Origin of the sequence: Halostella limicola (assembly GCF_003675875.1) — an archaeon.
In the GTDB taxonomy this organism is placed as follows: Archaea; Halobacteriota; Halobacteria; order Halobacteriales; family Natronoarchaeaceae; genus Halostella; species Halostella limicola.
Genome location: NZ_RCDI01000009.1, coordinates 1 through 21212, shown reverse-complemented (window position 1 = coordinate 21212; position 21212 = coordinate 1). Strand labels below are relative to the sequence as shown.

The 21212-nt window shown below is 61.4% G+C and carries 34 protein-coding genes and 1 pseudogene; 14 read left to right on the top strand and 21 right to left on the bottom strand.

Translation table 11 applies throughout. From position 1 onward, the window contains the following. Positions 1 to 12: 12 nt before the first annotated feature. The 15 genes from D8670_RS20340 to D8670_RS20280 all read right to left on the bottom strand — a co-directional run bounded on the left by D8670_RS20340 (position 13) and on the right by D8670_RS20280 (position 4772). The gene (locus tag D8670_RS20340; RefSeq protein WP_121819950.1) at positions 13 to 507 is read right to left on the bottom strand and encodes a hypothetical protein; all 495 of its coding nucleotides are present in this window, start codon (positions 505 to 507) and stop codon (positions 13 to 15) included. Then, on the bottom strand, positions 504 to 794 hold the full coding sequence (locus D8670_RS20335; protein WP_121819949.1) for a hypothetical protein: 291 nt from the start codon (positions 792 to 794) through the stop codon (positions 504 to 506). The genes D8670_RS20340 and D8670_RS20335 overlap by 4 nt, the downstream gene beginning before the upstream one ends. Next, entirely contained in the window at positions 791 to 1087 is a 297-nt protein-coding gene (locus D8670_RS20330; protein ID WP_121819948.1) for a hypothetical protein, read from the bottom strand. Before D8670_RS20330 ends, D8670_RS20335 begins: the two co-directional genes overlap by 4 nt. Further along, positions 1084 to 1278 (bottom strand): hypothetical protein, encoded by a 195-nt coding sequence (locus D8670_RS20325; RefSeq protein WP_121819947.1) that lies wholly within the window; start codon positions 1276 to 1278, stop codon positions 1084 to 1086. Before D8670_RS20325 ends, D8670_RS20330 begins: the two co-directional genes overlap by 4 nt. Beyond that, the gene (locus D8670_RS20320) at positions 1275 to 1460 is read right to left on the bottom strand and encodes a hypothetical protein (protein WP_121819946.1); all 186 of its coding nucleotides are present in this window, start codon (positions 1458 to 1460) and stop codon (positions 1275 to 1277) included. The genes D8670_RS20325 and D8670_RS20320 overlap by 4 nt, the downstream gene beginning before the upstream one ends. After that, complete coding sequence (locus tag D8670_RS20315; RefSeq protein ID WP_121819945.1) at positions 1457 to 1876, bottom strand: hypothetical protein; 420 nt, start codon at positions 1874 to 1876, stop codon at positions 1457 to 1459. The genes D8670_RS20320 and D8670_RS20315 overlap by 4 nt, the downstream gene beginning before the upstream one ends. Beyond that, positions 1873 to 2058: a hypothetical protein gene (locus D8670_RS20310; protein ID WP_121819944.1), complete on the bottom strand. Its 186-nt coding sequence runs from the start codon at positions 2056 to 2058 to the stop codon at positions 1873 to 1875. The genes D8670_RS20315 and D8670_RS20310 overlap by 4 nt, the downstream gene beginning before the upstream one ends. Beyond that, complete coding sequence (locus D8670_RS21235) at positions 2055 to 2195, bottom strand: hypothetical protein (protein ID WP_162994395.1); 141 nt, start codon at positions 2193 to 2195, stop codon at positions 2055 to 2057. Before D8670_RS21235 ends, D8670_RS20310 begins: the two co-directional genes overlap by 4 nt. Then, positions 2192 to 2605: a hypothetical protein gene (locus D8670_RS20305; RefSeq protein WP_121819943.1), complete on the bottom strand. Its 414-nt coding sequence runs from the start codon at positions 2603 to 2605 to the stop codon at positions 2192 to 2194. Before D8670_RS20305 ends, D8670_RS21235 begins: the two co-directional genes overlap by 4 nt. Positions 2606 to 2822: 217 nt before the next feature. Further along, positions 2823 to 3128 carry a ribbon-helix-helix domain-containing protein gene (locus D8670_RS21595; protein WP_233752294.1) on the bottom strand — a complete coding sequence of 102 codons (306 nt, stop codon included), beginning with the start codon at positions 3126 to 3128 and terminating at the stop codon, positions 2823 to 2825. Beyond that, a complete protein-coding gene (locus tag D8670_RS20295; RefSeq protein WP_121819942.1) occupies positions 3125 to 3340 on the bottom strand; it encodes a hypothetical protein in 216 nt (71 codons plus the stop codon). Before D8670_RS20295 ends, D8670_RS21595 begins: the two co-directional genes overlap by 4 nt. Positions 3341 to 3437: 97 nt before the next feature. Beyond that, entirely contained in the window at positions 3438 to 3623 is a 186-nt protein-coding gene (locus D8670_RS20290; RefSeq protein WP_121819941.1) for a hypothetical protein, read from the bottom strand. Next, entirely contained in the window at positions 3620 to 4033 is a 414-nt protein-coding gene (locus D8670_RS20285) for a hypothetical protein (protein WP_121819940.1), read from the bottom strand. Before D8670_RS20285 ends, D8670_RS20290 begins: the two co-directional genes overlap by 4 nt. Further along, the gene (locus D8670_RS21225; protein ID WP_162994393.1) at positions 4033 to 4206 is read right to left on the bottom strand and encodes a DUF7563 family protein; all 174 of its coding nucleotides are present in this window, start codon (positions 4204 to 4206) and stop codon (positions 4033 to 4035) included. The genes D8670_RS20285 and D8670_RS21225 overlap by 1 nt, the downstream gene beginning before the upstream one ends. Continuing rightward, positions 4206 to 4772 carry a hypothetical protein gene (locus D8670_RS20280; RefSeq protein ID WP_121819939.1) on the bottom strand — a complete coding sequence of 189 codons (567 nt, stop codon included), beginning with the start codon at positions 4770 to 4772 and terminating at the stop codon, positions 4206 to 4208. The genes D8670_RS21225 and D8670_RS20280 overlap by 1 nt, the downstream gene beginning before the upstream one ends. A gap of 223 nt (positions 4773 to 4995) precedes the next feature. Here D8670_RS20280 and D8670_RS20275 point away from each other — a divergent pair, with 223 nt between their 5' ends. Beyond that, entirely contained in the window at positions 4996 to 5232 is a 237-nt protein-coding gene (locus tag D8670_RS20275; protein WP_121819938.1) for a helix-turn-helix domain-containing protein, read from the top strand. Here the strand turns inward: D8670_RS20275 and D8670_RS20270 are convergent. Together D8670_RS20270 and D8670_RS20265 are read right to left on the bottom strand one after the other, a co-directional pair. Beyond that, the gene (locus D8670_RS20270; protein ID WP_121819937.1) at positions 5229 to 7349 is read right to left on the bottom strand and encodes a minichromosome maintenance protein MCM; all 2121 of its coding nucleotides are present in this window, start codon (positions 7347 to 7349) and stop codon (positions 5229 to 5231) included. The two genes, D8670_RS20275 and D8670_RS20270, sit on opposite strands and share 4 nt — an antisense overlap. Positions 7350 to 7502: 153 nt before the next feature. Then, positions 7503 to 8093: a 26S proteasome regulatory subunit family protein gene (locus D8670_RS20265; RefSeq protein ID WP_121819936.1), complete on the bottom strand. Its 591-nt coding sequence runs from the start codon at positions 8091 to 8093 to the stop codon at positions 7503 to 7505. A 957-nt stretch (positions 8094 to 9050) separates the two neighbouring features. Here D8670_RS20265 and D8670_RS20260 point away from each other — a divergent pair. Genes D8670_RS20260 through D8670_RS20250 form a run of 3 tightly spaced genes read left to right on the top strand, consistent with a single transcriptional unit; the run spans position 9051 to position 10027 of the window. Then, positions 9051 to 9320 carry a helix-turn-helix transcriptional regulator gene (locus tag D8670_RS20260; protein ID WP_121819984.1) on the top strand — a complete coding sequence of 90 codons (270 nt, stop codon included), beginning with the start codon at positions 9051 to 9053 and terminating at the stop codon, positions 9318 to 9320. A gap of 37 nt (positions 9321 to 9357) precedes the next feature. Next, positions 9358 to 9708 (top strand): HNH endonuclease, encoded by a 351-nt coding sequence (locus tag D8670_RS21895; RefSeq protein ID WP_121819935.1) that lies wholly within the window; start codon positions 9358 to 9360, stop codon positions 9706 to 9708. Positions 9709 to 9742: 34 nt separating this feature from the next. Beyond that, positions 9743 to 10027: a hypothetical protein gene (locus D8670_RS20250; RefSeq protein ID WP_121819934.1), complete on the top strand. Its 285-nt coding sequence runs from the start codon at positions 9743 to 9745 to the stop codon at positions 10025 to 10027. Positions 10028 to 10123: 96 nt separating this feature from the next. Here the strand turns inward: D8670_RS20250 and D8670_RS20245 are convergent, their stop codons facing one another. Next, positions 10124 to 10501, bottom strand: coding sequence for an HVO_A0114 family putative DNA-binding protein (locus D8670_RS20245; RefSeq protein ID WP_233752293.1), 378 nt, complete (start codon positions 10499 to 10501; stop codon positions 10124 to 10126). Between the two features lie 85 nt (positions 10502 to 10586). On the opposite strand from D8670_RS20245, the gene D8670_RS21945 reads away from it, so the two are divergent. Next, positions 10587 to 10946 carry a DUF7718 family protein gene (locus tag D8670_RS21945; protein WP_449272256.1) on the top strand — a complete coding sequence of 120 codons (360 nt, stop codon included), beginning with the start codon at positions 10587 to 10589 and terminating at the stop codon, positions 10944 to 10946. Positions 10947 to 10950: 4 nt separating this feature from the next. Here D8670_RS21945 and D8670_RS20235 read toward each other — a convergent pair whose 3' ends face one another. Both D8670_RS20235 and D8670_RS20230 read right to left on the bottom strand, forming a co-directional pair. After that, the gene (locus D8670_RS20235) at positions 10951 to 11178 is read right to left on the bottom strand and encodes a hypothetical protein (protein ID WP_121819932.1); all 228 of its coding nucleotides are present in this window, start codon (positions 11176 to 11178) and stop codon (positions 10951 to 10953) included. After that, positions 11168 to 11410, bottom strand: coding sequence for a winged helix-turn-helix transcriptional regulator (locus D8670_RS20230; protein WP_121819931.1), 243 nt, complete (start codon positions 11408 to 11410; stop codon positions 11168 to 11170). The genes D8670_RS20235 and D8670_RS20230 overlap by 11 nt, the downstream gene beginning before the upstream one ends. Before the next feature lie 183 nt (positions 11411 to 11593). Here D8670_RS20230 and D8670_RS20225 point away from each other — a divergent pair, with 183 nt between their 5' ends. Next, a complete protein-coding gene (locus tag D8670_RS20225; RefSeq protein ID WP_121819930.1) occupies positions 11594 to 11869 on the top strand; it encodes a hypothetical protein in 276 nt (91 codons plus the stop codon). A gap of 20 nt (positions 11870 to 11889) precedes the next feature. Then, positions 11890 to 12189 carry a DUF8112 family protein gene (locus tag D8670_RS20220; RefSeq protein WP_162994390.1) on the top strand — a complete coding sequence of 100 codons (300 nt, stop codon included), beginning with the start codon at positions 11890 to 11892 and terminating at the stop codon, positions 12187 to 12189. An 84-nt stretch (positions 12190 to 12273) separates the two neighbouring features. On the opposite strand, the gene D8670_RS20215 is transcribed toward D8670_RS20220, so the two are convergent. After that, entirely contained in the window at positions 12274 to 12462 is a 189-nt protein-coding gene (locus tag D8670_RS20215) for a hypothetical protein (protein ID WP_121819928.1), read from the bottom strand. 289 nt (positions 12463 to 12751) lie between these two features. Between D8670_RS20215 and D8670_RS20210 the strand changes: the two genes are divergently transcribed. The 7 genes and pseudogenes from D8670_RS20210 to D8670_RS20190 all read left to right on the top strand — a co-directional run bounded on the left by D8670_RS20210 (position 12752) and on the right by D8670_RS20190 (position 21140). Further along, on the top strand, positions 12752 to 13504 hold the full coding sequence (locus D8670_RS20210) for a hypothetical protein (protein WP_121819927.1): 753 nt from the start codon (positions 12752 to 12754) through the stop codon (positions 13502 to 13504). A gap of 19 nt (positions 13505 to 13523) precedes the next feature. Further along, complete coding sequence (locus D8670_RS21220) at positions 13524 to 14018, top strand: S24/S26 family peptidase (RefSeq protein WP_162994392.1); 495 nt, start codon at positions 13524 to 13526, stop codon at positions 14016 to 14018. Between the two features lie 14 nt (positions 14019 to 14032). Beyond that, positions 14033 to 14689 (top strand): annotated as a pseudogene (locus tag D8670_RS21890) (outer membrane protein assembly factor BamB family protein); the annotation flags it as partial. Positions 14690 to 14794: 105 nt separating this feature from the next. Beyond that, positions 14795 to 17776: an outer membrane protein assembly factor BamB family protein gene (locus D8670_RS20205; RefSeq protein ID WP_375137289.1), complete on the top strand. Its 2982-nt coding sequence runs from the start codon at positions 14795 to 14797 to the stop codon at positions 17774 to 17776. Further along, positions 17773 to 19320 (top strand): S8/S53 family peptidase, encoded by a 1548-nt coding sequence (locus tag D8670_RS20200; protein WP_121819925.1) that lies wholly within the window; start codon positions 17773 to 17775, stop codon positions 19318 to 19320. Before D8670_RS20205 ends, D8670_RS20200 begins: the two co-directional genes overlap by 4 nt. Positions 19321 to 19324: 4 nt before the next feature. Beyond that, a complete protein-coding gene (locus D8670_RS20195) occupies positions 19325 to 20083 on the top strand; it encodes a hypothetical protein (protein ID WP_121819924.1) in 759 nt (252 codons plus the stop codon). Positions 20084 to 20162: 79 nt separating this feature from the next. Continuing rightward, positions 20163 to 21140 carry a twin-arginine translocation signal domain-containing protein gene (locus tag D8670_RS20190; RefSeq protein WP_121819923.1) on the top strand — a complete coding sequence of 326 codons (978 nt, stop codon included), beginning with the start codon at positions 20163 to 20165 and terminating at the stop codon, positions 21138 to 21140. Positions 21141 to 21212: the final 72 nt, after the last annotated feature.

Sequence of the window (21212 nt, the reverse complement as noted above, 5' to 3'; positions counted from 1 at the left end):
TGGTGGGGCCAGTCATGTCGAAGTCGCCTCCCCAGTTTCCTCGAGATCATCCCGGATCTGTTCTATCTCGTCGGCGACGAACTCGAACGCCTCGTCGGCATCGTCGACGCGGTCTACTCGAGTATAGATCCGCTCGGCCAGCTCCCCGATCTGCTCGCGGACCGTGTTCTTTTCCTCGAGTATATCCTGCGGCGGTCCGCCGAGATAATACGCATCGGCTTTGGACCGCGGCTTACCACGTAGATCGACGCCGGAGAGCCCTACCCACTCGTTACACGTGAAGCAGAACATATCCGGCACCTCCGCGGTTGCTACCGCCTCCACGCCCTGCATTACGTCGGGTTCCATCGACAGTTGAGAGGTCGTCTTTCGGACGAGGTGGTGCCGGTGTTCCTCGAGTAACTCCTTCTTCTTCTCATCCGAGGGCTCCTTGTCCTTGAGGTCATTACGAACACTGTCGGTTAGGTCTTCCTCGAGTTCGTCGGGGTCTTCCTGACTCGGACTCATGCGAAACCAGCTATTGTCTGCTGTCCGCAGGGGTGTTCGTTCATCCAGTCCGTGATCGCCTCCTTCGCTTCGTCGGCGGTCTCCGCGACGACGACGCGAATGTCGTCGGACACCTCGTCCCTGCACCCGACTCGAAAGCCCGACTCGCCGCGGCGGGCTCTGACGGCGATCGCGCGCCGGGGCGTGTTGGACTCCTCGACCGTCATCGGGTCGGTGTAGGTAACGCCGGGGATGTGGTTGTCCGTCTTTTCGTAGCCGTGCATGGCATCGGGCCAGTCGGCGTTCATTCTTCGTCCCCGTCGTTCCCGGACACGGCTTCGGCGATACGCTCGAAGTCGAGCGCCTCTTTGCTGCCGTCGTCGAGCATCTTCTGAACGTCGTAGGGTGCGATCGTGTAGTTGACTTCGACGACAGTGTGCCCCGTGCGGTCGTAGTGCTGATACGCGGGCGTCTTCTCGGGGTCGGTGGGGATCTCCGAGCTCACTTCCTCCGCGGTCCGCCATTGATCGTCGGTTACCCCGCACTCCTTACAGGCGGTGACAAAGCGGTACTCGTCGTGTTGAGGTTCGTTCGCGTTCATTCTTCTAACCCAGCGTTCTTAGGAGCCTCTTCCTCCCGATACCGCTCGACTTCGACAACGAGTTCCTCGTTGCCAGGGTCGCCGACGATTTTCGCATCGGTTACCCGGTGGGATGCCCGGTTTTCCGGCGTCAGCCACCGTTCCGGGGCCAGGTCCCACAGTTGAAGCTCGAAACGTTCTGTATCGGTCATGCGTCGCTCCCTCCATCGATAACAGACACGCCCTGGTTCTCCGGCGGCTCCTCGAGCTCGTGCTCACACCAGATGCAGTAGTAGCACTGAATCGCGGGGTCCCAGTGGTACGTGTGCTCGCAACTGGGGCCTTCGAGGTCGAAAATCTCGGGCCAGTTGCTGGGAAGCGTATCCGCGCTCATGGTTCACCCCCGTCGTTGACATCGAACTGTTCTCGAAGCCAGAATTCAAGCGGCAGTGTACGACCGTCCCAGTAGTGGTAGTGCGAGTCTTTGATGAACTCTGAGTCTTCGTACTTCTCTATCTCGTCCGTCACCTCGAAGTCGCGCATGGCCTTCTTGTATCCAGCAGTGTACGCTTGGAGCAGCCCTTCCCAGAGTTCGTCCATCTTCTCCTCGTAGGCCTCCACACCGCTCTGCTCAGTACTGGTGATCTCTGTTCCACCATCGGCAACGAGGTCGTTCGAGTAGATGCAGTCGTGCTCTAACAACGAGAGGTTCGGAGCCTCGTTGCCGCAGACGGTGCAGCGGACCCATCGACACTCATCGTCCTTGTCGATGGGCTCCGCGTACGGAGGTAGACGCTCAGTACCACTCATGCGTCGCTCCCTCCGTCGGTAACAGACACGCCCTGGTTCTCCGGCGGCTCCTCAAGCTCGTGCTCGCACCAGATGCAGTAGTAGCACTGGACCGCGGGGTCCCAGTGGTACGTGTGCTCGCAACTGGGGCCGTCGAGGTCGAACATCTCCGGCCAGTCGCTGGGGAGGCTTTGAACGCTCATGCACGGACCACCTCGGCGCTGGAGACGTCTTCTGAACTCTCCAGTTGTGCTTTTAGCGCGTCTGCCTCCGGCCGGGAGTTGGCCGTGACACTGTAGCAGTCGATCCCTTTCAGCGTGACGCGGACCTGCCAACTCATTCGTCTTCCTCCGTGCTGTTCTCGGTCACATCAGAGTCCTCGTTCGTCCGTTCGATTTCAGCGGTGTGGAAGTCGCCAAGCTCGCGCGTCTCCCAGTCGGGGTCGCCGTTCTCCATTACGTCGATCTTGTCGATGATGTGGTTGCGCGAACCGAACGTCGAGGAGTGAACCCAGAGGATCAGCTGGTGGAACCGCGTGTGGTTCGCGTTGAGGCTGATCTTTATCTCGCGGGTCTGTTCGTCTTCGTCGGTCGATTCGTCGACGTTCTCGACAGTCGCCTCGACGCCGTAAATGCCGTCTTCGTCGGGGAAGTCGAACTCAACGTAGAGTTCGTCATTTTCTTCAGCCTGTTCGAGTACGTCAACGTGGTCGAATCCGCTCGGTCCGTGTGGTGCGATTTTCGTTGTCATATTGTTGATCCGGTGGTTCTCGGACAGTCGTCGCAGGCGACCTCGCGCGGACTTGAACCGCGCCGAGGACACAGACGCGGAGGCGGGAGTTCTTCGGCAGAGGGCGTTTTCGCCGTGCCGGTGTACCGAACGCCGACCTCGCGTCAACGACCCGTCCGGGGGTTCGAACCCCGCGAAGCACCGTGCGACGGGCCAGACCGCACCTCTATCGACTTGTTTACGCTCGTGACAGCGACCGGACAAACACGAGCACGCCCAGCAGCGCGAAGATCGCGCCGATGCCGATGGCGAGGACCAGCAGCACCCCGAGCGCGGCCGGGCCGTTGAGCATCGCCAGCACGCCGAACGCGACGACCTCAAGCATCGTCGACCACCTCGGCGACGCCGGCGCGGACGCCTCGCTCCGGTTCGGGTAGACGCCCGCCTCGACCAGCTCGTCGAGCGCGTCGAGACGCTCCTTGGAGATGCGGACCGTGACGCGTTCGCGGGTTTCCGAGTTGACAGAGCGGGAGTGCGAGCTCATGCGTCGTAGCCCTCCCAGGTCCATCCGGGGCAGTCGCCGAGGTGGCTCCCGAGTCGCGACGGCGGCACGTCGTAGCCGCACTTGCCGCAAGGGTTCTCCGGGTCCGCGTAGTTCGCGGCCCACTCGGCGACCGCGTCCGGGATGTCGATGAGTTCGGCCGCGTCGTCGGTCTCCGGGCCGAACGTCGCGAGTGTCTGCTGCGTAGTGCTCATCGGACACTCACCTCGGTGCCGCACTGCGGGCAGGTCGTCGTGACCGTGACGTTGACGATCCGGTTGCACTGCGGGCAGCGCTCCAGGTTCTCCTCGGTCACGCCTGAGTCACCTCGTCGGCGGCGCTCGCGACGACGAACTGCACGATCATCGCGGCGACCGTCACCACTGACAGCGTCATCGTCGCGCCGATCGTCCGCGTACTCCAGATGGTCACGCCCGCGAAGGCGATAGAACCAACCGCCAGCGCCGACGCGAAGGCGATTTGGCCCGGCGTCGTCATCGGAGGACCTCCCGGACGAGGTTGGTGATGGTCTCCCGGACTCGCCAGCCGTCGTTTTCGTGCGCGGTCGCGACGATGCCGTGGTAGCGTCGCGTCGTCTGCGCGTCGAGCACGGTGCCCTCGCCGACGGGCACGGCGATCGCGTGCGGGAGCGGGTCCTCGGGCGCGACGTGTTCGCGGACGGCGCGGCCGCCGTCGGCGCTGGCGTAGATCGCGACGTACTCGGTCTCCCAGTCGGCGTGGCGCTGCTGAACGTCCGTCTCGTGGAGTTCGACGAGGTAGAAGCGCTCCTCGTCGCTGGCGGTGTTCTCGTACTCGCCGACGTCGATCGCGTCGCGATGGACGCGGCGGGCGTTCCGGAACGTCCGGTCGCCGCGGACGACGAGGTCGGTCGTCTGGGTGGTCGCCATCAGTCCGCACCCCCGAGGTGCGTGCGGGCGTCGCGGAACGGCAGTGCCGCGCCGTTCTTCACGGCCGTCGCGCCGATGCAGTCGAGACAGCCGAACACGCGGCCCTCGTTGTCGCCGAAGACGCGGACGAACCGCTCCGTGACGTAGCCGTCGCAGTTCTCGCACTGGGGCATCAGGCACGCACCCCCTGGGAGAGTGCGGCGTCGGGGCGGTCGAAGGAGACCGTCGACGTGGCCCGAATCGTCAGCGTGTGGCCGAGTGAGTGAACGCGGCGTTCGACCTCGTCGAGCGACAGCGGAATCGGCCCCCAGTCGGTCTGGCGATCGTGGTGGACGGTGTGAGCGACCCAGCCGACTTCAGTCGGCCAGACGTACTCCGTCTTTCCGGGGTACTCGACGGTGATGCAGAGGTCGCCCATCGCGAGTTCGACCGGGCGCGTCACGTCTCGCGTGGTCAGTTCGTCGCGGACGAGCTCGCCCGCGGCGAAGCGCTGGAGCGTGTCGGAGCGGCCCCCCGTGTCGCGGATGTGTTCGAGGATGGAGACCGACTGCGGAACGCCGCCGTCCGCGACGATCTGCTTGTCGGCGGTCGTGTCGATGACGCCGCAGTTGGGGCACTCGACGTCGATCCGGCCGTTGCGGCCGAACCTGCGGGCGTCGGCGCCGCAGGTATCGCAGCTACTTGAAAGGTTTGCGGTACTACCGTCGGATTTTTTACTGGGTGTCGTGTAGGCTTTCATGGCGCTTGGGGCTTCGCTGGGTTGCGAGCTTTTTCGAGCGCCACTCGCATCGGTGCCTATACACCGATGCCTTCTGACGCAGACTGCCTATACAGCCGTCCGTCGGGCGCTCTTACTCACTACGTTATGTGTCCGGGTACTTAGTACTTCCCGTTGGTAAAGAAACCAACGGGGGTTGAACAATCCCGTTGGTATTATTACCAGCGGGCGCATTAGTCAGCATGTGTCTTCACCGGATCGTCAACCACGGGCCGACAACAACCGGTTTGCCCAGAAGTACTCTGACGAGGAGTTCCTCGACGCGATTCGCGAGCTCGACGTGCCCGCGACGAAGGCCATCTGGGAACGCGTCGGGTGTTCCCAGAGCCTCGCCGATCGTCGTCTGAAGGAACTCGAAGAGGCCGACGTGGTTGAGAAAGTCGATATGGGGAATATGAACGTCTGGAAGCTCGTCGACTAAGTTAGTCGCAGATATCCATCACGGGGGTGGTAATATTCTCCCTCCTGCTTGCGGTTTTCGATCGTCTTTTTGACCCGGTGTTCCGTGAATCCCTTCTCAACGCAGATTTTAATGACTTCGTCGACAGGGGCGCCCTTATCGTTCTCTTCCTCTAGCATGTCTATGACCTTATCGACAGTTTTGACGCGGTCGCTCTGGGATTTCGAGGATCCAGTTTCGACCACGTCGGCGTCGAACTCGCCGGTTTCGGGGTCGACGCCCACGTCCTTGAGCGAGTCACGGACGACGCCGATAACGCGCTCGGCGTCGTCGACGGTGACCGTATCGGAGAGACGCATCTTCGCGCTGGCCTCGGCAAGACGGACGATCGCGAAGAGCTTCCGCGCCGTCACGGGGATAGGCTTGTCCTCGTCCATGCCCTTCTCGCGAAGCGGCACGTAGAACTCCTTGATTCGCTCCTTGGCGGCATCGCTGATGCGCGGTTCGATCTCCTGACGCGCGTACGCGATGTACTTGCGCATCAGTTCGGGCGGGACTTCCGGATCGATGTCGGTGTCCCCCGCCGGCTTGTCATCTCGTTTGATGTCGATGGAGTCCTGGTTAAGACTGAGAACGCTCTCGGCCAGCTCCTCGTCCTCGTCCCGGTCGGGCTTGTCCTGCATCGTCAGGATGAGGTCGAATCGAGAGATGAGCGTCGGGTCGAGGTCGATCTGCTCGCCGATTGACTCGTACGGGTCGAAGCGACCGTAGTCGGGGTTCGCCGCTGCGAGGACAGTCGTCTTCGCCGGAAGTTGGACGTTCGAGATGTCCGCCTTCGAAGGCGAAATTTGGCCGTTCGACATGGCCTCGTTCATCCCCGTACGGTCCGATTCATCCATCTTGTCGAACTCGTCGATCGCGCAGAGGCCGCCGTTGGCCTTCACGAGCGCGCCGCCTTCGAGCGTCCAGCCGCCATCGCCGAAGTCGTCCTGCACGGCCGCGCACGTGAGGCCCGCGCCCGTCGAACTGTTCCCGACAGTGTAGACGGAGCGGGGAACGATCTTCGTCGCGTACTGAAGGAGGTCGGACTTCCCCATCGCAGGGTCACCGACGACGAGGATGTGCGGTTCCGAACGGATGCGGGCGCCGTCCGGTGTGTGCTTCTCGACACCGCCGAACAACTGGAGCACGAGCGCTTCCTTCACCGACTCGTCGCCGTGGTGAGACGGTTTGAACGAGTTGACGAGCGTCTGGTGCGGGTTGTTGTTCGCGATCTCCCTGATGCGTTCGAGGTCTTCGTCGGTGATGTCGAGATCTTCAAGGTCGGTTTCCTGCTTCTGGATGTTGTTCGCCTTCGCGCGGACGTCGTACGTACCGTCATCGGCGTCGTCGGGAACGTACTTCTCCAGGTGACACATCGCCGAGACGCGGTCGCCAGGAGTGATCCGGTACTGGTCCTCGGTGTAGCGGTTCACGAGGTCGCCCTTCAGCCAGATCTCTATCTCTGAAGAGGTCTGGCCGCCGGCCGTCTTCTCCGGCGGGAGCTGGAGACGGGCGCGCTGGGCGTGAGTCGTGTGGGACTGGTCCCAGTTGAGTTGGAACGGACCCTCTCGTTCGCAGCCCTTGCACTCGTACGGTTCCTGAAAGTCGCCGAGAGACTGCGGGATGCGCGTCATCGTCCCGCAGCGCTGGCACTCGAACGCCGCTTCCTCGATGAAGCCGACCTTGGAACCGACACGGTTCACTTGGCCCTCGATCGCGGCGAACTTCCCTTCACGGTGGATCTGGTCCCCCACGTCGCACTGAACGCTGTCGGGGACGCGGTCGAGACCATCTATACGCACGTCCGCGTTGAGTTCGATGTCGACCGGAAGGTCGTAGTTGCGGAGCGCGATCTCCGCGTAGTCGAGGGTCTCGGGGTCGTCGAGGACATCTATCGCCATCTCGCTGTCGTAGCGGTAGAGGTCCATCCACTCGATGTGGAGCGACGACTTCTCGCTGGGGTACTTCTCGACGAGCTCGCCGAGACGGTTCTCCCCGGACCCATCGCGGTTGTCGTAGTAGTCGCGGATGAACGCGGTAAACTCGTCCACGTAGTCCTGCTCCTGGTAGTCGAGGTCCTCCAGAGAGGCCGCCATCACTCGCCACCTCCCGAGACGCCAGTAGACTTTCTACTACTACCCAACCGCCGGGTAGAGCCGCTACACAGCACGCTGAGCACGCTTTCTAAATCTGTACTTGCGAGTAGTGGAGTGTTGCTTACAGTGGGGGGCATGGTGTGATATTGTGGGTTAGTTGGTTTCGGGTTCAGTCACGGCGGAAGTTTGGGGGTTCTGGAGGTTCGCCTCCTCTCCGTCAGTAGTAGAATCTCTACCGCGTTCGTGGGCCGGTAACTCGTCGAGTTTCACGCCGACCGCCTTGATCTTCCGACCGTCACACGACTTCTGTCCAAGGAAGAACCCCTCGGCTTCTGCGGCGTCCTCCATGGCGTCGTAGACGTCGGGTTTGTTGAGGTCCGTGTGGCCCGCTTCGGCCAGTGACTCCCAGGCGTCACGGTAGTGCTTCTTCGCACCGGCCTTGTTCACGGACGCGTTGCTCGCCTCTTCCGCAGCGCGGATGAGTGCGTGCTTCAGGTCGGCCGCCCGTTTCTCCGGGGGCGACCGGCCGCCGCTGGGGCCAGTGAACGCCTCGATCTCCTGCTTCGTCTCCTCGAGCTCGGCGCGCAGATGCTCAAGCTCTTTCCGAAGCATCTGGTTCTCGTCTTCGAGCGTGTCGACGCGGGACTTGAGGTACTCCTTCGAGTAGTCCTCGACTTTCCTGACACGCGCACGGAGCGTCTGGATCTCTTCCTCGTCTCGGGTGTTGCTGTCTTCCTGACTCATGCGTGGATTGACGACTGTTTGGACTCGCGAAGTCGCCGCTGCGCGAGGACAGCGTCCGGCCCGGCGTTTCCGTGCGCAGAGATGCCGCTCTGCGGGGAAACGCTTAATTCGCTCCGGAGAGAAACCGAGAGTGTCCTACCATCCTCGGTTTCTCGCGTGGTTAGTGACTTCTCCTTACACCGCTGGTAATCGAACCAACGGGTAATAAAGGTTCTAGCAAGCGGATGAACATTCGTCAGACGGGCGTCTTGCGACGCCCGCGTCCATTCAATCGCTGATGTTCTCATTCATGGGACTTCGCTGGGTTGCGTTGATCGAGCTTGTTCCGCGCTGCCTATACAGCGCGACGTCAATCCTCGGGAACCGCTCGCGAGCGTTTCCGTACTTGACGTGACGATACGGTGCTACTTTAATCGAATGGGGGTCTTTCCGGAGTTTCCGGAGTTCGGAGCATTCGTCGGTTTCGTGGAGTAAGGACTGCTTACCACCCGGAATTTGCGATTCCGAAGAGTTTCCGAAAACGCCACGCATCCACACCTGTCGGTCAGCGACACCCCTAGTCATCTGGGGAGTAGCTTTATTCCGATGGGTGTGGGAGTACATCATGGCGTTAACGGTGCTTTTTGGTGCATAGACGCCACACGCCGCGACCGCGCTGGACCCGCGGTCCGGCATTCGTTTTCCGGACGGGATTCACGACGAGTGGCATCTATGTAACCCATGTATCAACGCACCTACTTAACTCTAATCCATAGTACTAATGATTGGCAACCGCTAGAAAACGGAAGTTAATCAATTCATTCGGGGACTACAATCAATGCTACTCACGAACGTACTCCAATCAATGGTACTGTGGGTGGCGTACCGCGACCCTAAGGATTGATAAAATCACACCACGACAGTTAACACACCAATGTCCGAACTACGGACGAAATGCGACGACAGAGGGTGGCCGGCATGAGCGGCTCCGCCGACCATATTCTTGAGTTCTTGAATAACGGGTCGGAGGAACCGTTAGTGTCGACGCCCAAAGTCATCGCTGCCAACATCGATTACAAGGCCGATACCGTCCGCAAGCGGATTCGGAAGCTCCACGACGCGGGTCTCGTCGAGTATGCGGATGAGCAAGCAAGCCTCTACCAGATCACGGAGAAGGGCGATCGCCGCCTCCAGGGCGAACTCACTAATGACGAAATTGACGAGATAGAAGACATTCTTAGTTCGTAATCAGTATTATATCGGAGCAGTGCGCTAGCGCCGTGATATGACGCATACTTTGACCAAGCTTTTGGTAGCATCAGTCTACAAGTCCGTCGGCCTGGATTCACCCTACTCTGCGAAAGGCTATGGACCGAACTGGTCACGACAACGGCGAAAGTGCCTCGAACGCGATTCTAGAACCTGCCGAATTTGTGGTTCACATGAGACGGAACTCGGCCGGGAACCATCGGTCCATCACATCACTCCGCGTTCTCGCTTCGACGATTCGGAATGGCGTGACATGAACGATCTCTCAAATCTCATCACACTCTGCCCGAGCTGCCACGGGCAGTACGAAGGCAAATACACCGACTGTTCTCCTGAGGAGTTCGTTCAAAAAGCGTCAGAAGCCTAGTATAATAAGGATGGCATGAGACGGTCGGACCTGTATGGATCTCACCGATTACGACGTGAAATGCGAATCATGCAATGAAGTAGTGAGCCCGGACGGTCCGGAAAATAGCCTAATCTTTGCATTAGCCCTCGCCGCGCTAGCCTCGCTATTCTTCGGGTTCATTGTCGGAGGAATGGTGGGCCTCGCGACAATGGGTGCCGGGATCGCGGCCACCCTACCGCTCGGAGTCCTCGGCGCGTACTTCGGGTTCAAGGGCGGCCGCTGGATCGCTCACTTCCGCGACGGCGTGTCCTGTCCGTCCTGCGGCGCGTACTTCTAACCAGCACCGCGGTTTTTCTCGGTGTCCGATTTTCGGACCGACAGAGTCGGCACTCCCGTCTCTTGGAAGCAGCCCCGAAAGTAAATCTGAAAGTCGTTACGGAGCGACGGCTTCTTCCGTAGGTTCGGATTCGCCACTCCCCGCGACTTCGCCCTCGAATACGACAGGCTCAACGAGGACGTTCGCGTGCTTTAGCACCGGCCGCTGCCGGCCACCGCCCTCCTCGTATTCGATGACGGAAGCCTCGAACAGGACGTCGAGGTCCCGACTGACGATACTGATGTCACGATCGACCGTCCGCGCGAGGTCCCGCTTCGACTCGATTGAACTGGTGGCGATAGCCTCCAGTAGTTCCATACGCTTCTCCGTCAGCACTCTCTCTGCGGTCTCACGCCGGAGGATGAGGGCATTGTCGATGCCGCCCTCTTCAAGCCGGCGCGAGAACTGCATCCGTCGCTGTATTTCGGGATCCATAGTTGTGGTCTCACGGCCCAGAGGGAATTTGGTGAGGGTAGGTTCCCTCCGCGCGTGTTGACTTACGGGGTCAACATTTAAAAAGATGCAGGGTCTATGCGTGGTAAGCGCAATACCAGGCGCTCACCGAGGACACGATCGAACTATGTCAAATGGGAATTCATTTGCGTTGGCGTCGTATCGAGGCCGAGAATACTACTTATTCCACTTCGATAAGCCCGATCCTGGCGAGTTCTGCGTGAACGTCTACTACGAGGATCCCGACACGGAGGAGAACGTCGAGATTGCTCGTGTGGATACCGATCACGACTCGCCCCATTTCGACCAGCTCCACCGCCGGGATCAACCCAAGAAGGATGTCGACTGGAGCTATGGGGAAGCGATCGAGCGGCTAACCGAGAACTGGAGGGCGTACGCGGAGACGTACGAGGAGAACCACGGATAAGCGCCTATCGAGGGCGTTCCGGACTGGTATTGCGCTTCTGCGAAACCTCGTTCGTCAGCGCACGCTCCAGGCTGCCGAGGTCCTCCGCGGCCGACCGGAGCATCGCGTGTTTCTCCTCGTCGAGCGCGGCGGCCGGGACATCTTGGACCGACGCGATCGCGTCGCGGATGCTCGCGAGGGCGTCTTCCCGACACTCGACGTCTGGCGAGCGCTCCCGACGCTCACTCTGCATCGTCTTCCTCCGGGTCGTCGACGAGCTCGTACAGCCCGGGCGCTATCTTCTCGACGGCTTCGTGTTCCATGAACCGGGTCAACCGCTCGCTCGCGTACGGTCGCGAGATATCCAGCTCCCCCGCGACGTACTGCGGCGTCACTCGGCCTTCGCGAAGGAGTTCCAGAAGCCGACGGTCTGTCTTGTTGAGTTGGTCTGGTTCGAGCGTCACTGCCGGTTGATGAACGGCCATGTCCTAACAGTATTTCGACTGGGATATATAGCTTACGAGAGTATGCAACGTACTATAGCTTACAATACGTTAGCTATAAGGGGCTGGCGATACATGGATCTGGTAGGAAGCGCGGGGATGCTCGGGAAAATCTCTCGGGCCGGTGCTTCAGACACCGACCCGCTGCTTCCCACGGAAGCAACAATGAGTACGACCCACGACTCACAAAACGGTACCGGCTCTCGGATCCTCAGCGGACCGAAGCACAACTTCCTCGGCGTCGACGCCGACGGCGATTCCCACCACTACGACCGCGCCGCCCGCACTGTCACGGTCATCACGCCCGCGGGCACGCGTGAGTACAAGCACCACGTCGAGGACCTCACGACGTGGGCGCGCTACGTCGCCGAGCGTCGTGGTTGGGTCGACCTCCGGCTTATCGACCTGACCGACTTCGCGGCCGAGGAGGCGCTCCGATGACTCCTCGGTTTCGCGTTGACGTGGCGACAGCTTTGACCGGCACCCGCGTCGACGTCGGCGAGTCCGTTCACTGCGTCGGGTGCGACGGTCGCTTCCACGAGGGCGCGCCGGTCACCGTGATCGCGCGGACGCGCACCGGCGGCTGGGACATCGAGCGGGTGTTCGGCCCGCACTGCGCGCCGGCGGAGCTCGAGGTCGACCGTCGCGACGGCGAAGGCGTCGCGCTCGCCGAAGCGGAGCTGGCCGTCGTGCTGTCGGGCCAGCAGGCCTGGATGATGGTCACCAAAGTCGACGTGCTGGAGTGGAAGGCGCCGCGGTAGCACCACCGGCGGCTTTATAGTCTCGAAAATCGTCGGTCAGATTGTTGTCCCGGGGTTCCGATGGGCACCGGCCTCCGGGGGCTCCTATTCGTCGCGGCGAGTAATCTGGAACGACTTAGCAGTCTGTAGATCGATTGAGTCCGCGATCGCCCGGCGGATACGTTCGGAGTCGTCAAGCGCGTGGGGATGTGCTTCTCGAAGTTGCTCTATCGTCTCCATCTCAAGCGTGATACTCTTCTGGTCTTTTTCTCCTTCTGACTGGTCCGTCGACATGCGCGAGTATCATCTAACGCAGTGTCCATCAATGTGGGTCTTTCCCCCGAGACAGAGTCAAATCTACTACAAACTTGCTTCAAACTGATTCAACTGGTTTCCAGTATTAGAGAGTACTTAGCACCCGAAACCTTTACTTAACTGGCTCTAGTGTGTTTACATATCCCTGGCCGGAGTTGGCCCAGCGCTGCGTTTATGCTGGATACGCCCGCGACGGGCGCAACGCCTCACGGTGGCCAACTGCCTCACGGCTGTATGGGCAGTAGCTGTTTCTCTCCCCAACGAAACCATGAGTCAGAGCCATCAAGCCCTCGGTGCCCGCGATAACTGGTGGGGTGAGTCTACCGTCGATGACCTCCGTGACAAGGAGGTCTCGGAGCTCACTACCGACGAGTGCGAGCGCCTAATCGAAGCGGATACGACGTGGAACGTTCCCACCGACGCAATGAGCGAGCGGGAGATCCGCGAGTTCGTTCGTGGAATGCGAGACGAATCGCAGTCGGTTCAGCCCTGTACGAGCGCGTACGAGATCGCCCGGTGGAAGGCTCACCAGATCCTTAGGCAGGTCACAACGAAACACTCGAAGACGGCAAAACGAGCTCCACCAGACCGTGGCGATGCACCGCTTTGGGCATGGCTCTTCCGCGACGAAGAGGAAACCGAACTTATCGTCGACCATGATCCCACGGCGATGCACCACGAACGCTGCGAAGTCGAACTAACTGACCCTGAACTTCACCTCGGCAAACTCTACGAGGACGGGGATTTCGGGCTCTTTGAGTACGGTCAATACCGCTACCGAAAACGATACGACGACGAGCACGGCTACATTGGCGGGGTCGCGTTCGATGACATGGAGCCTGAGAAGTTCTTTGAGGTTGTCGGGATCGTCCTCGACAACGCGAAGGAAGAGAAGTCGTTCCGGAGTGAGCGAATCGACGAGTGGTTCGACGTGGCGAAGCGATTGAAGAGCAAGCAAGACCAGTCCGACCAGGACGTGCTCACGGAGATCCTGAGACGGGTCTACCTGAGCGCGGAGTAACAACGGAGATTTTCAACCGATGTTTGAGGACGCATCCCGCGCCCAGCAACTGCTGGTGGCAGTCATACTCCTGTTCGCTGCCGTCGGAGGAGTCCTAATCGCCGCGCTCTCTCCGAGCACGGCGTTGCCGATGGGCGTGACGACTCAGACCGGTCCGAGCATGGGACACGATGAACCTCAAGCGTCGGTATATGTGGATATTCAGCCGGATGTCGGTGATGTAGTCATTTTCAAAACAGAGAGTAAATACATTCAACACCGAATTTTCGCAGACACGGCTGATGGATACGTCACGAAAGGTGACGCAGAAGTTGTCCCTGATCAGGCGGCTGGCGCACCCCATGCAACCGAAGAGAACCTGGCTGGAGTAGTTGTATTTACTGCCCCAGTAGACACTGTTTTGCAAACACTTCTTGCGGGCTCTGTGATTACTGGGCTTCTTTCAGCTGTTCTTCTATCGAGGCGCGATGCCGACACACTCCGCCGATACGCAACGACCTCTGATAACCAATAATCAAAAGATCATTTATGATGACCAAACAAAACCAGAATCAAATCCGTTCCGCAGTGTTGGCAGTATTGCTCGTGGGGAGCATCATCGGTCCATTTGTTAGCCTTCCCGCGACAGCAAGTACAGATACGACAGCAGTAGTAGCTGCTGGGGACGAAGAATGGACACATAATGCATCCCAATCCTCAGGTGACTCAGCATCAATACGGTCCGCTCCGACGATCGTGGATGGGGTTGCCTATTTCACCTCAGTGAATGACAATAGTTTCTCTGATGGAACTGTCCACGCCGTATACACTGAAAATGGGTCGACGAAGTGGACTTACTCTATTGGTAATATGTCGTTTTCAACCCCTCATGTAGCTGGGGGAACTGTCTATGTTGGAACTCATAATGATTCGTTGCTCGCCCTGAATGCAGATACGGGTGTTGAAGAATGGGAGTTCACGTCTCCGTCAGATGTAATCGGTGGCTCGGCGGTTTACCATAACGGAACAGTGTATGCTGGTAGCTCTGATCAGACCCTATATGCAGTAAACGCTACTAGTGGAGACCAAGAATGGGCATTCACGACGCCTGGGGGGACGGTCTATAACCCGACTGTTCAAAACGGCACTATCTACGTAGGGACTGGCGACGGCAATGTGTATGGTATTGATGCGGCGACTGGCAGTGAAGAATGGTCAACTAGCATCGGGCCAATAGCCCGGGAATTGACTGTCGTTAATGGAACTGTCTTTGCTGGCTCTTACAGCACGTCAGACTCAACGAGTGAGGGAGTGACGTCACTCAATGCCAGCGATGGTTCCGTGGTGTGGTCAAATACAGCAGACCTCGGCGAAGTCAGAACAGCTCCCACCGTGCATAACGGCGCCGTTTACGTAACGACGTATAATGGCTCATCATCCCGATTAGCTGCGCTCGACGAGGATACTGGCTCCGTCAATTGGGAGTTTACAAACCCAACTGACAACATTTTCACTAGCCCGACGGTGGCTGGTGATAATATCTATTTCGCAGCAAATGATGGGGATGTCTACGCAGTCGATTCGAGCGGGTCTCAAGCGTGGACGTACTCGACAACATCGACACTGATGAGGAGTGACCCAACGGTTGTTGATGGGTCCGTGATGGTGGGTGATGGTGAAGGATATTTCCACTCTATTGATACTGGGGGCGAGGCGAGTAGTGAGGGTTCCAGAATTGAGGATGCTACGTTTGGACATATCGGTGATGCCGGCCCAACTAGTGTCGCTATTGGGGGTCAAGTAATCGACCAGAACGGCGACCCCGTTCCGGCGAACACGACCGTCGAAGTGTGGGGCGTCGCAGAACCGGCGCTCAACACGAGCGACGCCGAATCGCTCGAACAACAGGCCGACGATCTCCTCGACGACCTCGAAAATCCACTGCCGAACTCGTGGAACGAGTCGTACGACCTTGAGGAACACCAGTCGGGTACCTACCTACTCGTCCACGAAGCTGACGACTGGGGGCGAGAGTACGACCTCCAGAACGCACTCACCACCGACCAGATAGATGACCCGAAACTCCAAACGTCGTCCGAACAGCCGGTAATCATCTCGGTCTGGGACGCGACTGACAGAGAGCTCGTGGGGAACCCGGTCATTAACTCGTTCCCGGGCACGCCTGAGCAACAGTCGATTGTCGTTGAGCAACTGAGCCCGTCTGGCGAAGTGACGAACAGACAGACCTACGAATCAGAGGTTGTCGCAAGAACTGGCAACCAAGTAAACCAACAGGAACACCACGGCGTCCGCACGCAACTCCCGTCGGGCGTCTACCGAGTATATCCTGAGGGCGCCCCGGAACAGGGCTACACGTTCGTCCACGGCGACGCTGACGAGCTCGCAAACCGCATCGAGCAGGACCTCCGCGACGAACACGAGCAACTGACCGACCGCGCCGACCGCGTTCGGACGATGGTCAACAACGACGAGGTCGTGCGGCGTACCACGACAACCGACGAAAATGGGTCGTTCTCGGTTGATGTCCCGGACAACGTCGTCACGGTCCAGATGCAGGCATACCGCGTCGACGGCGAAGTCCTTCAGAACACGGAGAACGTGTCGATGGATACGCTTCGCGACGCGGCCGAGGGCGACTACAACGGGTCGTTTATCTTGCCCAGCCCCGAACCGGACCGCGCGAACCCGCCCGCGCAGAACGTGACTGTGAAGACGATCAAGTCGCCGGAAGTGCCGAACCTGAACATGAGTAGTTACGCCGACCTACTGGAGTGGGCGCAAAACCTCCGACTCAACGAGACGATCGCGGACCTGGAGGCCCAGTACGAGCAGCGCCTCGAAAACGTCACGCGCGCGCAGTTGGTGAGCCTCTACAACAACTCTCGCTCACTCGTCGAGGGCTACCCGCCAGCACTGGAGTACTACCTCAACGAGACCGGCTACGAGGAAGTCCCGGAGCCGAGCGAACTCTCCAATGAGGAACTCCGCACGCAGATCGACAAGATGCAGTCGGCGTCGTTCCAGGCCAACCGCATCGATATGGGCGACGCCGAGACGAGCGTCGAAGAGGTCAACGAGTCGCTCTCGACGATCTCCGGGTCGTTCCCGGTCCCCGACGGCGTCGACGAGGAGAACGTCGCCGTCGAAATCGTGTGGAGTAACGGGACGGTCCAACAGATGCCCGACGAGTACTGGGAACTCTCAGACGGCGGCCTCGTCGGCTCCCAGTCCGTCGAGATAAACGAGTTCCCCATCGAAACCACTGACGCCGCGGTCGCGAACGTTCGTGTTCGCGCCGCCAGCGAGGACGGTGTCGGCGAGGAGACGGCACGCATCGTCAACCCGCAGTTTAGCGGCGACGTGCCCAACCTCAACGCTATCGACGTGAACACGCTCCGGCCCGGCGTCGACGAGCGCGTCACGTTCCAGCTCCGCGCCGAATCGGGCACTGGCTACGGGCAGATAGAGGCGGTCGACGTCTACGCACCCGACGGCACGGTAGTCAACGCGACCATCCGCGACAACGGCCGCGTGAGCTTCACCCCTGAGAGTCAGGGCTCGCACTTCGTGCGCGCACAGTATAGCAATCAGGGCGGTGACCCGTTCGTCGAAACCTTCAGCCTCCGTGCCGAGGAGTCCTCGACGAGCCAGCCGCCGACCATCCGCGCCCGGCGCGGACCGAGCGGCACCCACGCACTCGCCGGTGAAGGTCTCCGTTCCGCACGTGTTGAGGAGAACGGCGATCGTCTCACGGTGTCCGGCGTCATCCCCGGCGGCGAAAACGCACCCGGGAAGGTCGTTGTTGAACCACAGAGCGTGATGCAGAGCGGTACCGACGAGATAGAGGTCCGCGTCCTCCGCGGTGAGGACCGCGAGACCGTCCGGTCGCACATGGCCGTCGAGATCCACACGGAGACATTCGAGGACTCGGCCTTGCTCTGGGTCAACGACAACGCGTTCACCCACGACGGAACGACCCAGTATGGTGCCGTCGACGAACGTGGCGACAACAAACACGTCATCCAGACGCGCACGAACGCGCAAGGCGTCGCGGTCGTGGAGATCACGCGCGACCCCGGCTACTACGACCGCGCCCGTCACTGGATGGACCGCACGCTCCCGGACATCAACCCGTTCATGATCGTCGACTTCATCTTCGACCTCTTCGGTGGCCTGCCGACCGAGGTCGTCACGACCGGCCTCACGGCACCGGCCGCCGAACCGCAGAACACCGTCGCCACAACCTCGCCGACGACGGGGGTGGCAGCATGACGGACCCGACGCGCCGGGACTTCCTCCAGGCTGTCCCGGCCGCCGCGGCCGTGCCGTTCCTTGGGGGCAACCTCTTCGGGAGCAGCGCCCTCACGACGCTCGCGACGACCTCGCCGGACGAACTCAAGATGTTCGACGACGGGATCCCGTCGTGGGTCGTCAAACACGACGCGGACAGCGCCGACTCGGTCCGAACGTGGGTCGACGACAACGAGGACCGACGCATCCTGAGCGAGCACTCCCAGCTCGACATGATGACGGTCGTCGCCCCGCGCCCGCACGTGACAGGTGGTCGGTTTGGCTCCGGCCTCGCGCACAAGAGCTACGTGTCGATGGTCGATCTCAACATCGTCGCGTCACTGCCGGACCCGCTCGGCGCCCTCGACGACTCGTCGGCGTGGGACTTCGGCCTCTCCCGCACCCAGCGCACAGTGACGAAGGCCAGCGGGCAACTCGATGCCGGCGTGCCGTCCTCGTCGGGCGTCGCATTCAACGAGGACGCGACAGTCTCCCCGATGCAGCAGGTCCGCGAGGCGTCGTACGCCACCGGCCACGGTGTCGACACGAGCACGCTGACTATCGGCGTCATCGACTCCGGCCTGAACGCTGGCGCCGTGTTCGAAGACGGGAGCGGCAACACCCGCATCCTCGACCAGAGCAAGGACCACATCAGCAACACGACGGTCGCAGAGGGCGGCCTCTCAGTGCTCTCGGACGGCGCAGGACACGGGACGTTCGTCACGTCGCAGATGGCGGCGAATGCGTCGGACTCGACGTACGACGGGTTCCTCCCCGCGGCCGACATTCTCGCTCTCCGAGCGCTCGACGATGACGGAAGCGGAAGCACCGACGACATTGTCGGCGCGCTGGAGTACCTGCTGACGCTCAACGTGACGCCCGACGCGGTCTGCATGAGCCTCGGGAGTCCGCTGTTCTCCCAGGCGATCGCGGACGCCGTCGCGGCCGTCGTCGAGGCCGGTATCCCGGTGTTCGTCGCGGTGGGCAACGACCGCTTCGGCACTATTTGGACCGCCTCACCGAGCGACGCCGACGACGCGCTGGGCGTGACGGCGACGACGGCGACGGTCGACGAGACCAAGCGGAAGGTCGCCTACTTTGCGAACACTGGCCCCGACCCCGGAACGCTTGACGACTCGGGTGGGAACACGAGCGGTACCCGGCCTGACATCGGCGCGCCCGGGATGGAAGTAGAGGCGATGACGCCCGACGGCAAGAAGGTCAAATCGGGGACGTCGATGGCCGCACCGGACGTGGCCGCCGCGGCCGCGCTCCTCCAGGGCGCGACGGGTGGCCTCGCGCCGGCCGACATCTACGACCGTTTACGCACGTACGCGCGCCCGGCGCCGAAGATCGCCGAAGCTGAAATGAAACACGGGCTCCTCGACGTCGACGCCGCGATCAACGAGACCGAACCGGACCAGACGCAGGCCGAGGCGATGAACGCCGATGCCCAGGCCCGTGACGCGGAGTTTCGAGCGCTGTCGAACGCACAGGGTGGCCTCGCCACACGGTACCTCTTCTAGAACCATGACAACGAGTACGCGTCGCCAGTTCCTCCGAGCGACAGGTGCGGGTATCGCCGCCGTCGTCGGCCTCTCGTCGACGGCCGCGGCGGCCGAACCGCCGGAGCGACCCAGCCACATTCACACCGTCTCGGACGACCCGGCGGAACTGGCAGAGTGGCAGCCGGCGCTCCACGCGTCCTACTCGACGCGGCAGGAGATGCAGGACATCTACGGCTGGCGGGCCGAGAGTGACGAGTACGAGACCGACGCGTACTATTACTGGATGAAGTACCCGGCCCAATCCTCAGCGTGGCAGGAGTGGCTGGGACTCGACGGGGCGTGGTTCGGCGCCGCGGACGCGCACCTCAAGGACCATGAACCGTTCATCGCGTTCGTCAAAGACGGCACACTCGACTCGGTGGTCTTCTCGTCCGGACACCACTACGCGGACGAGTTGGCCGCCGCCGACGCGAACCTTACGGACGGCCAGCACGCGAATCTGGCGGTCGACCCGACGCACCACCATTTCAACCCAGAGAGCGAGGGCGACGGCGCGCTCCCGAGTGAGTTCCTCGACGGCGTCGAGTCGTGGCTGGATGCGCGGAAAGCGTGGTACGAGAACGACGTGTATGCGAAGAGTTCTGAGGACGCCGTCGAAGACCCGTGGGCGGCACGCGAACGCGGAATGTGGTGGGCGGAGGATACGACCGACGCGCAACTGAAAGGCGTCTACCAGACGCTCAACCTCGGCGGTGCCGGGGACGTAGCGAGGGATCTATGAGGCCACCACCGGACCCGCCGCCCGATCTTCGACCGCGACCGCATCGACTCGATGACCGATTTCCCCGTTCTACCGCACAATGACCCGTAGCTACCAGACCGTCCGCAACACCCTCTTCCACCTGGAGGGCGACCGCGACATCGGCGTCGCGGGCGAGGACGTGCAACTCGACGTCGTCGGCCCGGTCCGCCAGACCGACCGGCGACTCTACCTCGGCCCGCTCGCGCTCGAACCCGCGCCGGGCGGCACCATCGGCCTCGAACGGCTGGCGTTCCCGCTGACGGGCGACGGCTGGTTCGACTTCGACAACCTCTGGCCGTTTGCACTCGGCGCGGGCGTCGTCGGCAGCGCCCGGCATCTCGACAGCGAGGATCTGGAGCACGCCGACGAACCCATCTCCCGGCGCGACGTGCTCCGGATGGGCGCCGCGCTCGGTGGCGCTGCCGCACTCGGCGGCGCGGCACGGGCCGAGAACACGCCCGTTCTCGACGTGGCCGAGTTCGACCTGTTTCAGAACGACGGCGGGGTCAAGGTGGAGATCGCCGACGTGGTGACGGACGTACTCCCCATCACACAGGAGATGTTCATCACCGTCGACGGCGCCCGTCTCGACGAGTTCCACGCCGACAGTGGGTCGGTGGTCATCCCGCCGGACACCGTCGGCACGGTCTCGCTGCATAGCGAGGACCATGCGTCCCGGACGGCGTGGGCGAAAGCGCTGTTCGCGGACTTCGAGCACGAACACGAGTTCGAGCTCGAGCAGCCCGCCAGCGAGTACGCGGTCGGCGAGACGGTCGAACTGTCGCGCTCGGCCGTCGTGGTAGACCCGCTACGGGACCACGGCGGCAACGACGCGATCATGGAGATCGGCGGGACGAGCATCCCGCACCGCGACGAGGCCGAAGACGCAGTCGGCCAGTACTTCGTGAACGCGGACGGCGCGCTCGTCTACGCGCCGGGCGAGGACGCGCCCGCGACGCAGATCGTGACGGTGCGAGTCAACGTCGGGCGGGCGGCAGAGGCGATCGACGACACGCAGCGGACGACCCAGATTTAACGGAGGTTTTCAGTACATGTCCAACCGAGACCTTTCGAGAGCGGAAAAGAACGACGACGGTGAGCTCGCTGA

Excerpts from the sequence above, each read along its gene's own strand:
- D8670_RS20340 (WP_121819950.1), bottom strand. The coding sequence starts at position 507 with ATGAGTCCGAGTCAGGAAGACCCCGACGAACTCGAGGAAGACCTAACC.
- D8670_RS20335 (WP_121819949.1), bottom strand. The coding sequence starts at position 794 with ATGAACGCCGACTGGCCCGATGCCATGCACGGCTACGAAAAGACGGAC.
- D8670_RS20330 (WP_121819948.1), bottom strand. The coding sequence starts at position 1,087 with ATGAACGCGAACGAACCTCAACACGACGAGTACCGCTTTGTCACCGCC.
- D8670_RS20325 (WP_121819947.1), bottom strand. The coding sequence starts at position 1,278 with ATGACCGATACAGAACGTTTCGAGCTTCAACTGTGGGACCTGGCCCCG.
- D8670_RS20320 (WP_121819946.1), bottom strand. The coding sequence starts at position 1,460 with ATGAGCGCGGATACGCTTCCCAGCAACTGGCCCGAGATTTTCGACCTC.
- D8670_RS20315 (WP_121819945.1), bottom strand. The coding sequence starts at position 1,876 with ATGAGTGGTACTGAGCGTCTACCTCCGTACGCGGAGCCCATCGACAAG.
- D8670_RS20310 (WP_121819944.1), bottom strand. The coding sequence starts at position 2,058 with ATGAGCGTTCAAAGCCTCCCCAGCGACTGGCCGGAGATGTTCGACCTC.
- D8670_RS21235 (WP_162994395.1), bottom strand. The coding sequence starts at position 2,195 with ATGAGTTGGCAGGTCCGCGTCACGCTGAAAGGGATCGACTGCTACAGT.
- D8670_RS20305 (WP_121819943.1), bottom strand. The coding sequence starts at position 2,605 with ATGACAACGAAAATCGCACCACACGGACCGAGCGGATTCGACCACGTT.
- D8670_RS21595 (WP_233752294.1), bottom strand. The coding sequence starts at position 3,128 with ATGAGCTCGCACTCCCGCTCTGTCAACTCGGAAACCCGCGAACGCGTC.
- D8670_RS20295 (WP_121819942.1), bottom strand. The coding sequence starts at position 3,340 with ATGAGCACTACGCAGCAGACACTCGCGACGTTCGGCCCGGAGACCGAC.
- D8670_RS20290 (WP_121819941.1), bottom strand. The coding sequence starts at position 3,623 with ATGACGACGCCGGGCCAAATCGCCTTCGCGTCGGCGCTGGCGGTTGGT.
- D8670_RS20285 (WP_121819940.1), bottom strand. The coding sequence starts at position 4,033 with ATGGCGACCACCCAGACGACCGACCTCGTCGTCCGCGGCGACCGGACG.
- D8670_RS21225 (WP_162994393.1), bottom strand. The coding sequence starts at position 4,206 with ATGCCCCAGTGCGAGAACTGCGACGGCTACGTCACGGAGCGGTTCGTC.
- D8670_RS20280 (WP_121819939.1), bottom strand. The coding sequence starts at position 4,772 with ATGAAAGCCTACACGACACCCAGTAAAAAATCCGACGGTAGTACCGCA.
- D8670_RS20270 (WP_121819937.1), bottom strand. The coding sequence starts at position 7,349 with ATGGCGGCCTCTCTGGAGGACCTCGACTACCAGGAGCAGGACTACGTG.
- D8670_RS20265 (WP_121819936.1), bottom strand. The coding sequence starts at position 8,093 with ATGAGTCAGGAAGACAGCAACACCCGAGACGAGGAAGAGATCCAGACG.
- D8670_RS20260 (WP_121819984.1), top strand. The coding sequence starts at position 9,051 with ATGAGCGGCTCCGCCGACCATATTCTTGAGTTCTTGAATAACGGGTCG.
- D8670_RS21895 (WP_121819935.1), top strand. The coding sequence starts at position 9,358 with ATGACGCATACTTTGACCAAGCTTTTGGTAGCATCAGTCTACAAGTCC.
- D8670_RS20250 (WP_121819934.1), top strand. The coding sequence starts at position 9,743 with ATGGATCTCACCGATTACGACGTGAAATGCGAATCATGCAATGAAGTA.
- D8670_RS20245 (WP_233752293.1), bottom strand. The coding sequence starts at position 10,501 with ATGGATCCCGAAATACAGCGACGGATGCAGTTCTCGCGCCGGCTTGAA.
- D8670_RS21945 (WP_449272256.1), top strand. The coding sequence starts at position 10,587 with ATGCAGGGTCTATGCGTGGTAAGCGCAATACCAGGCGCTCACCGAGGA.
- D8670_RS20235 (WP_121819932.1), bottom strand. The coding sequence starts at position 11,178 with ATGCAGAGTGAGCGTCGGGAGCGCTCGCCAGACGTCGAGTGTCGGGAA.
- D8670_RS20230 (WP_121819931.1), bottom strand. The coding sequence starts at position 11,410 with ATGGCCGTTCATCAACCGGCAGTGACGCTCGAACCAGACCAACTCAAC.
- D8670_RS20225 (WP_121819930.1), top strand. The coding sequence starts at position 11,594 with ATGAGTACGACCCACGACTCACAAAACGGTACCGGCTCTCGGATCCTC.
- D8670_RS20215 (WP_121819928.1), bottom strand. The coding sequence starts at position 12,462 with ATGTCGACGGACCAGTCAGAAGGAGAAAAAGACCAGAAGAGTATCACG.
- D8670_RS20210 (WP_121819927.1), top strand. The coding sequence starts at position 12,752 with ATGAGTCAGAGCCATCAAGCCCTCGGTGCCCGCGATAACTGGTGGGGT.
- D8670_RS21220 (WP_162994392.1), top strand. The coding sequence starts at position 13,524 with ATGTTTGAGGACGCATCCCGCGCCCAGCAACTGCTGGTGGCAGTCATA.
- D8670_RS20200 (WP_121819925.1), top strand. The coding sequence starts at position 17,773 with ATGACGGACCCGACGCGCCGGGACTTCCTCCAGGCTGTCCCGGCCGCC.
- D8670_RS20195 (WP_121819924.1), top strand. The coding sequence starts at position 19,325 with ATGACAACGAGTACGCGTCGCCAGTTCCTCCGAGCGACAGGTGCGGGT.
- D8670_RS20190 (WP_121819923.1), top strand. The coding sequence starts at position 20,163 with ATGACCCGTAGCTACCAGACCGTCCGCAACACCCTCTTCCACCTGGAG.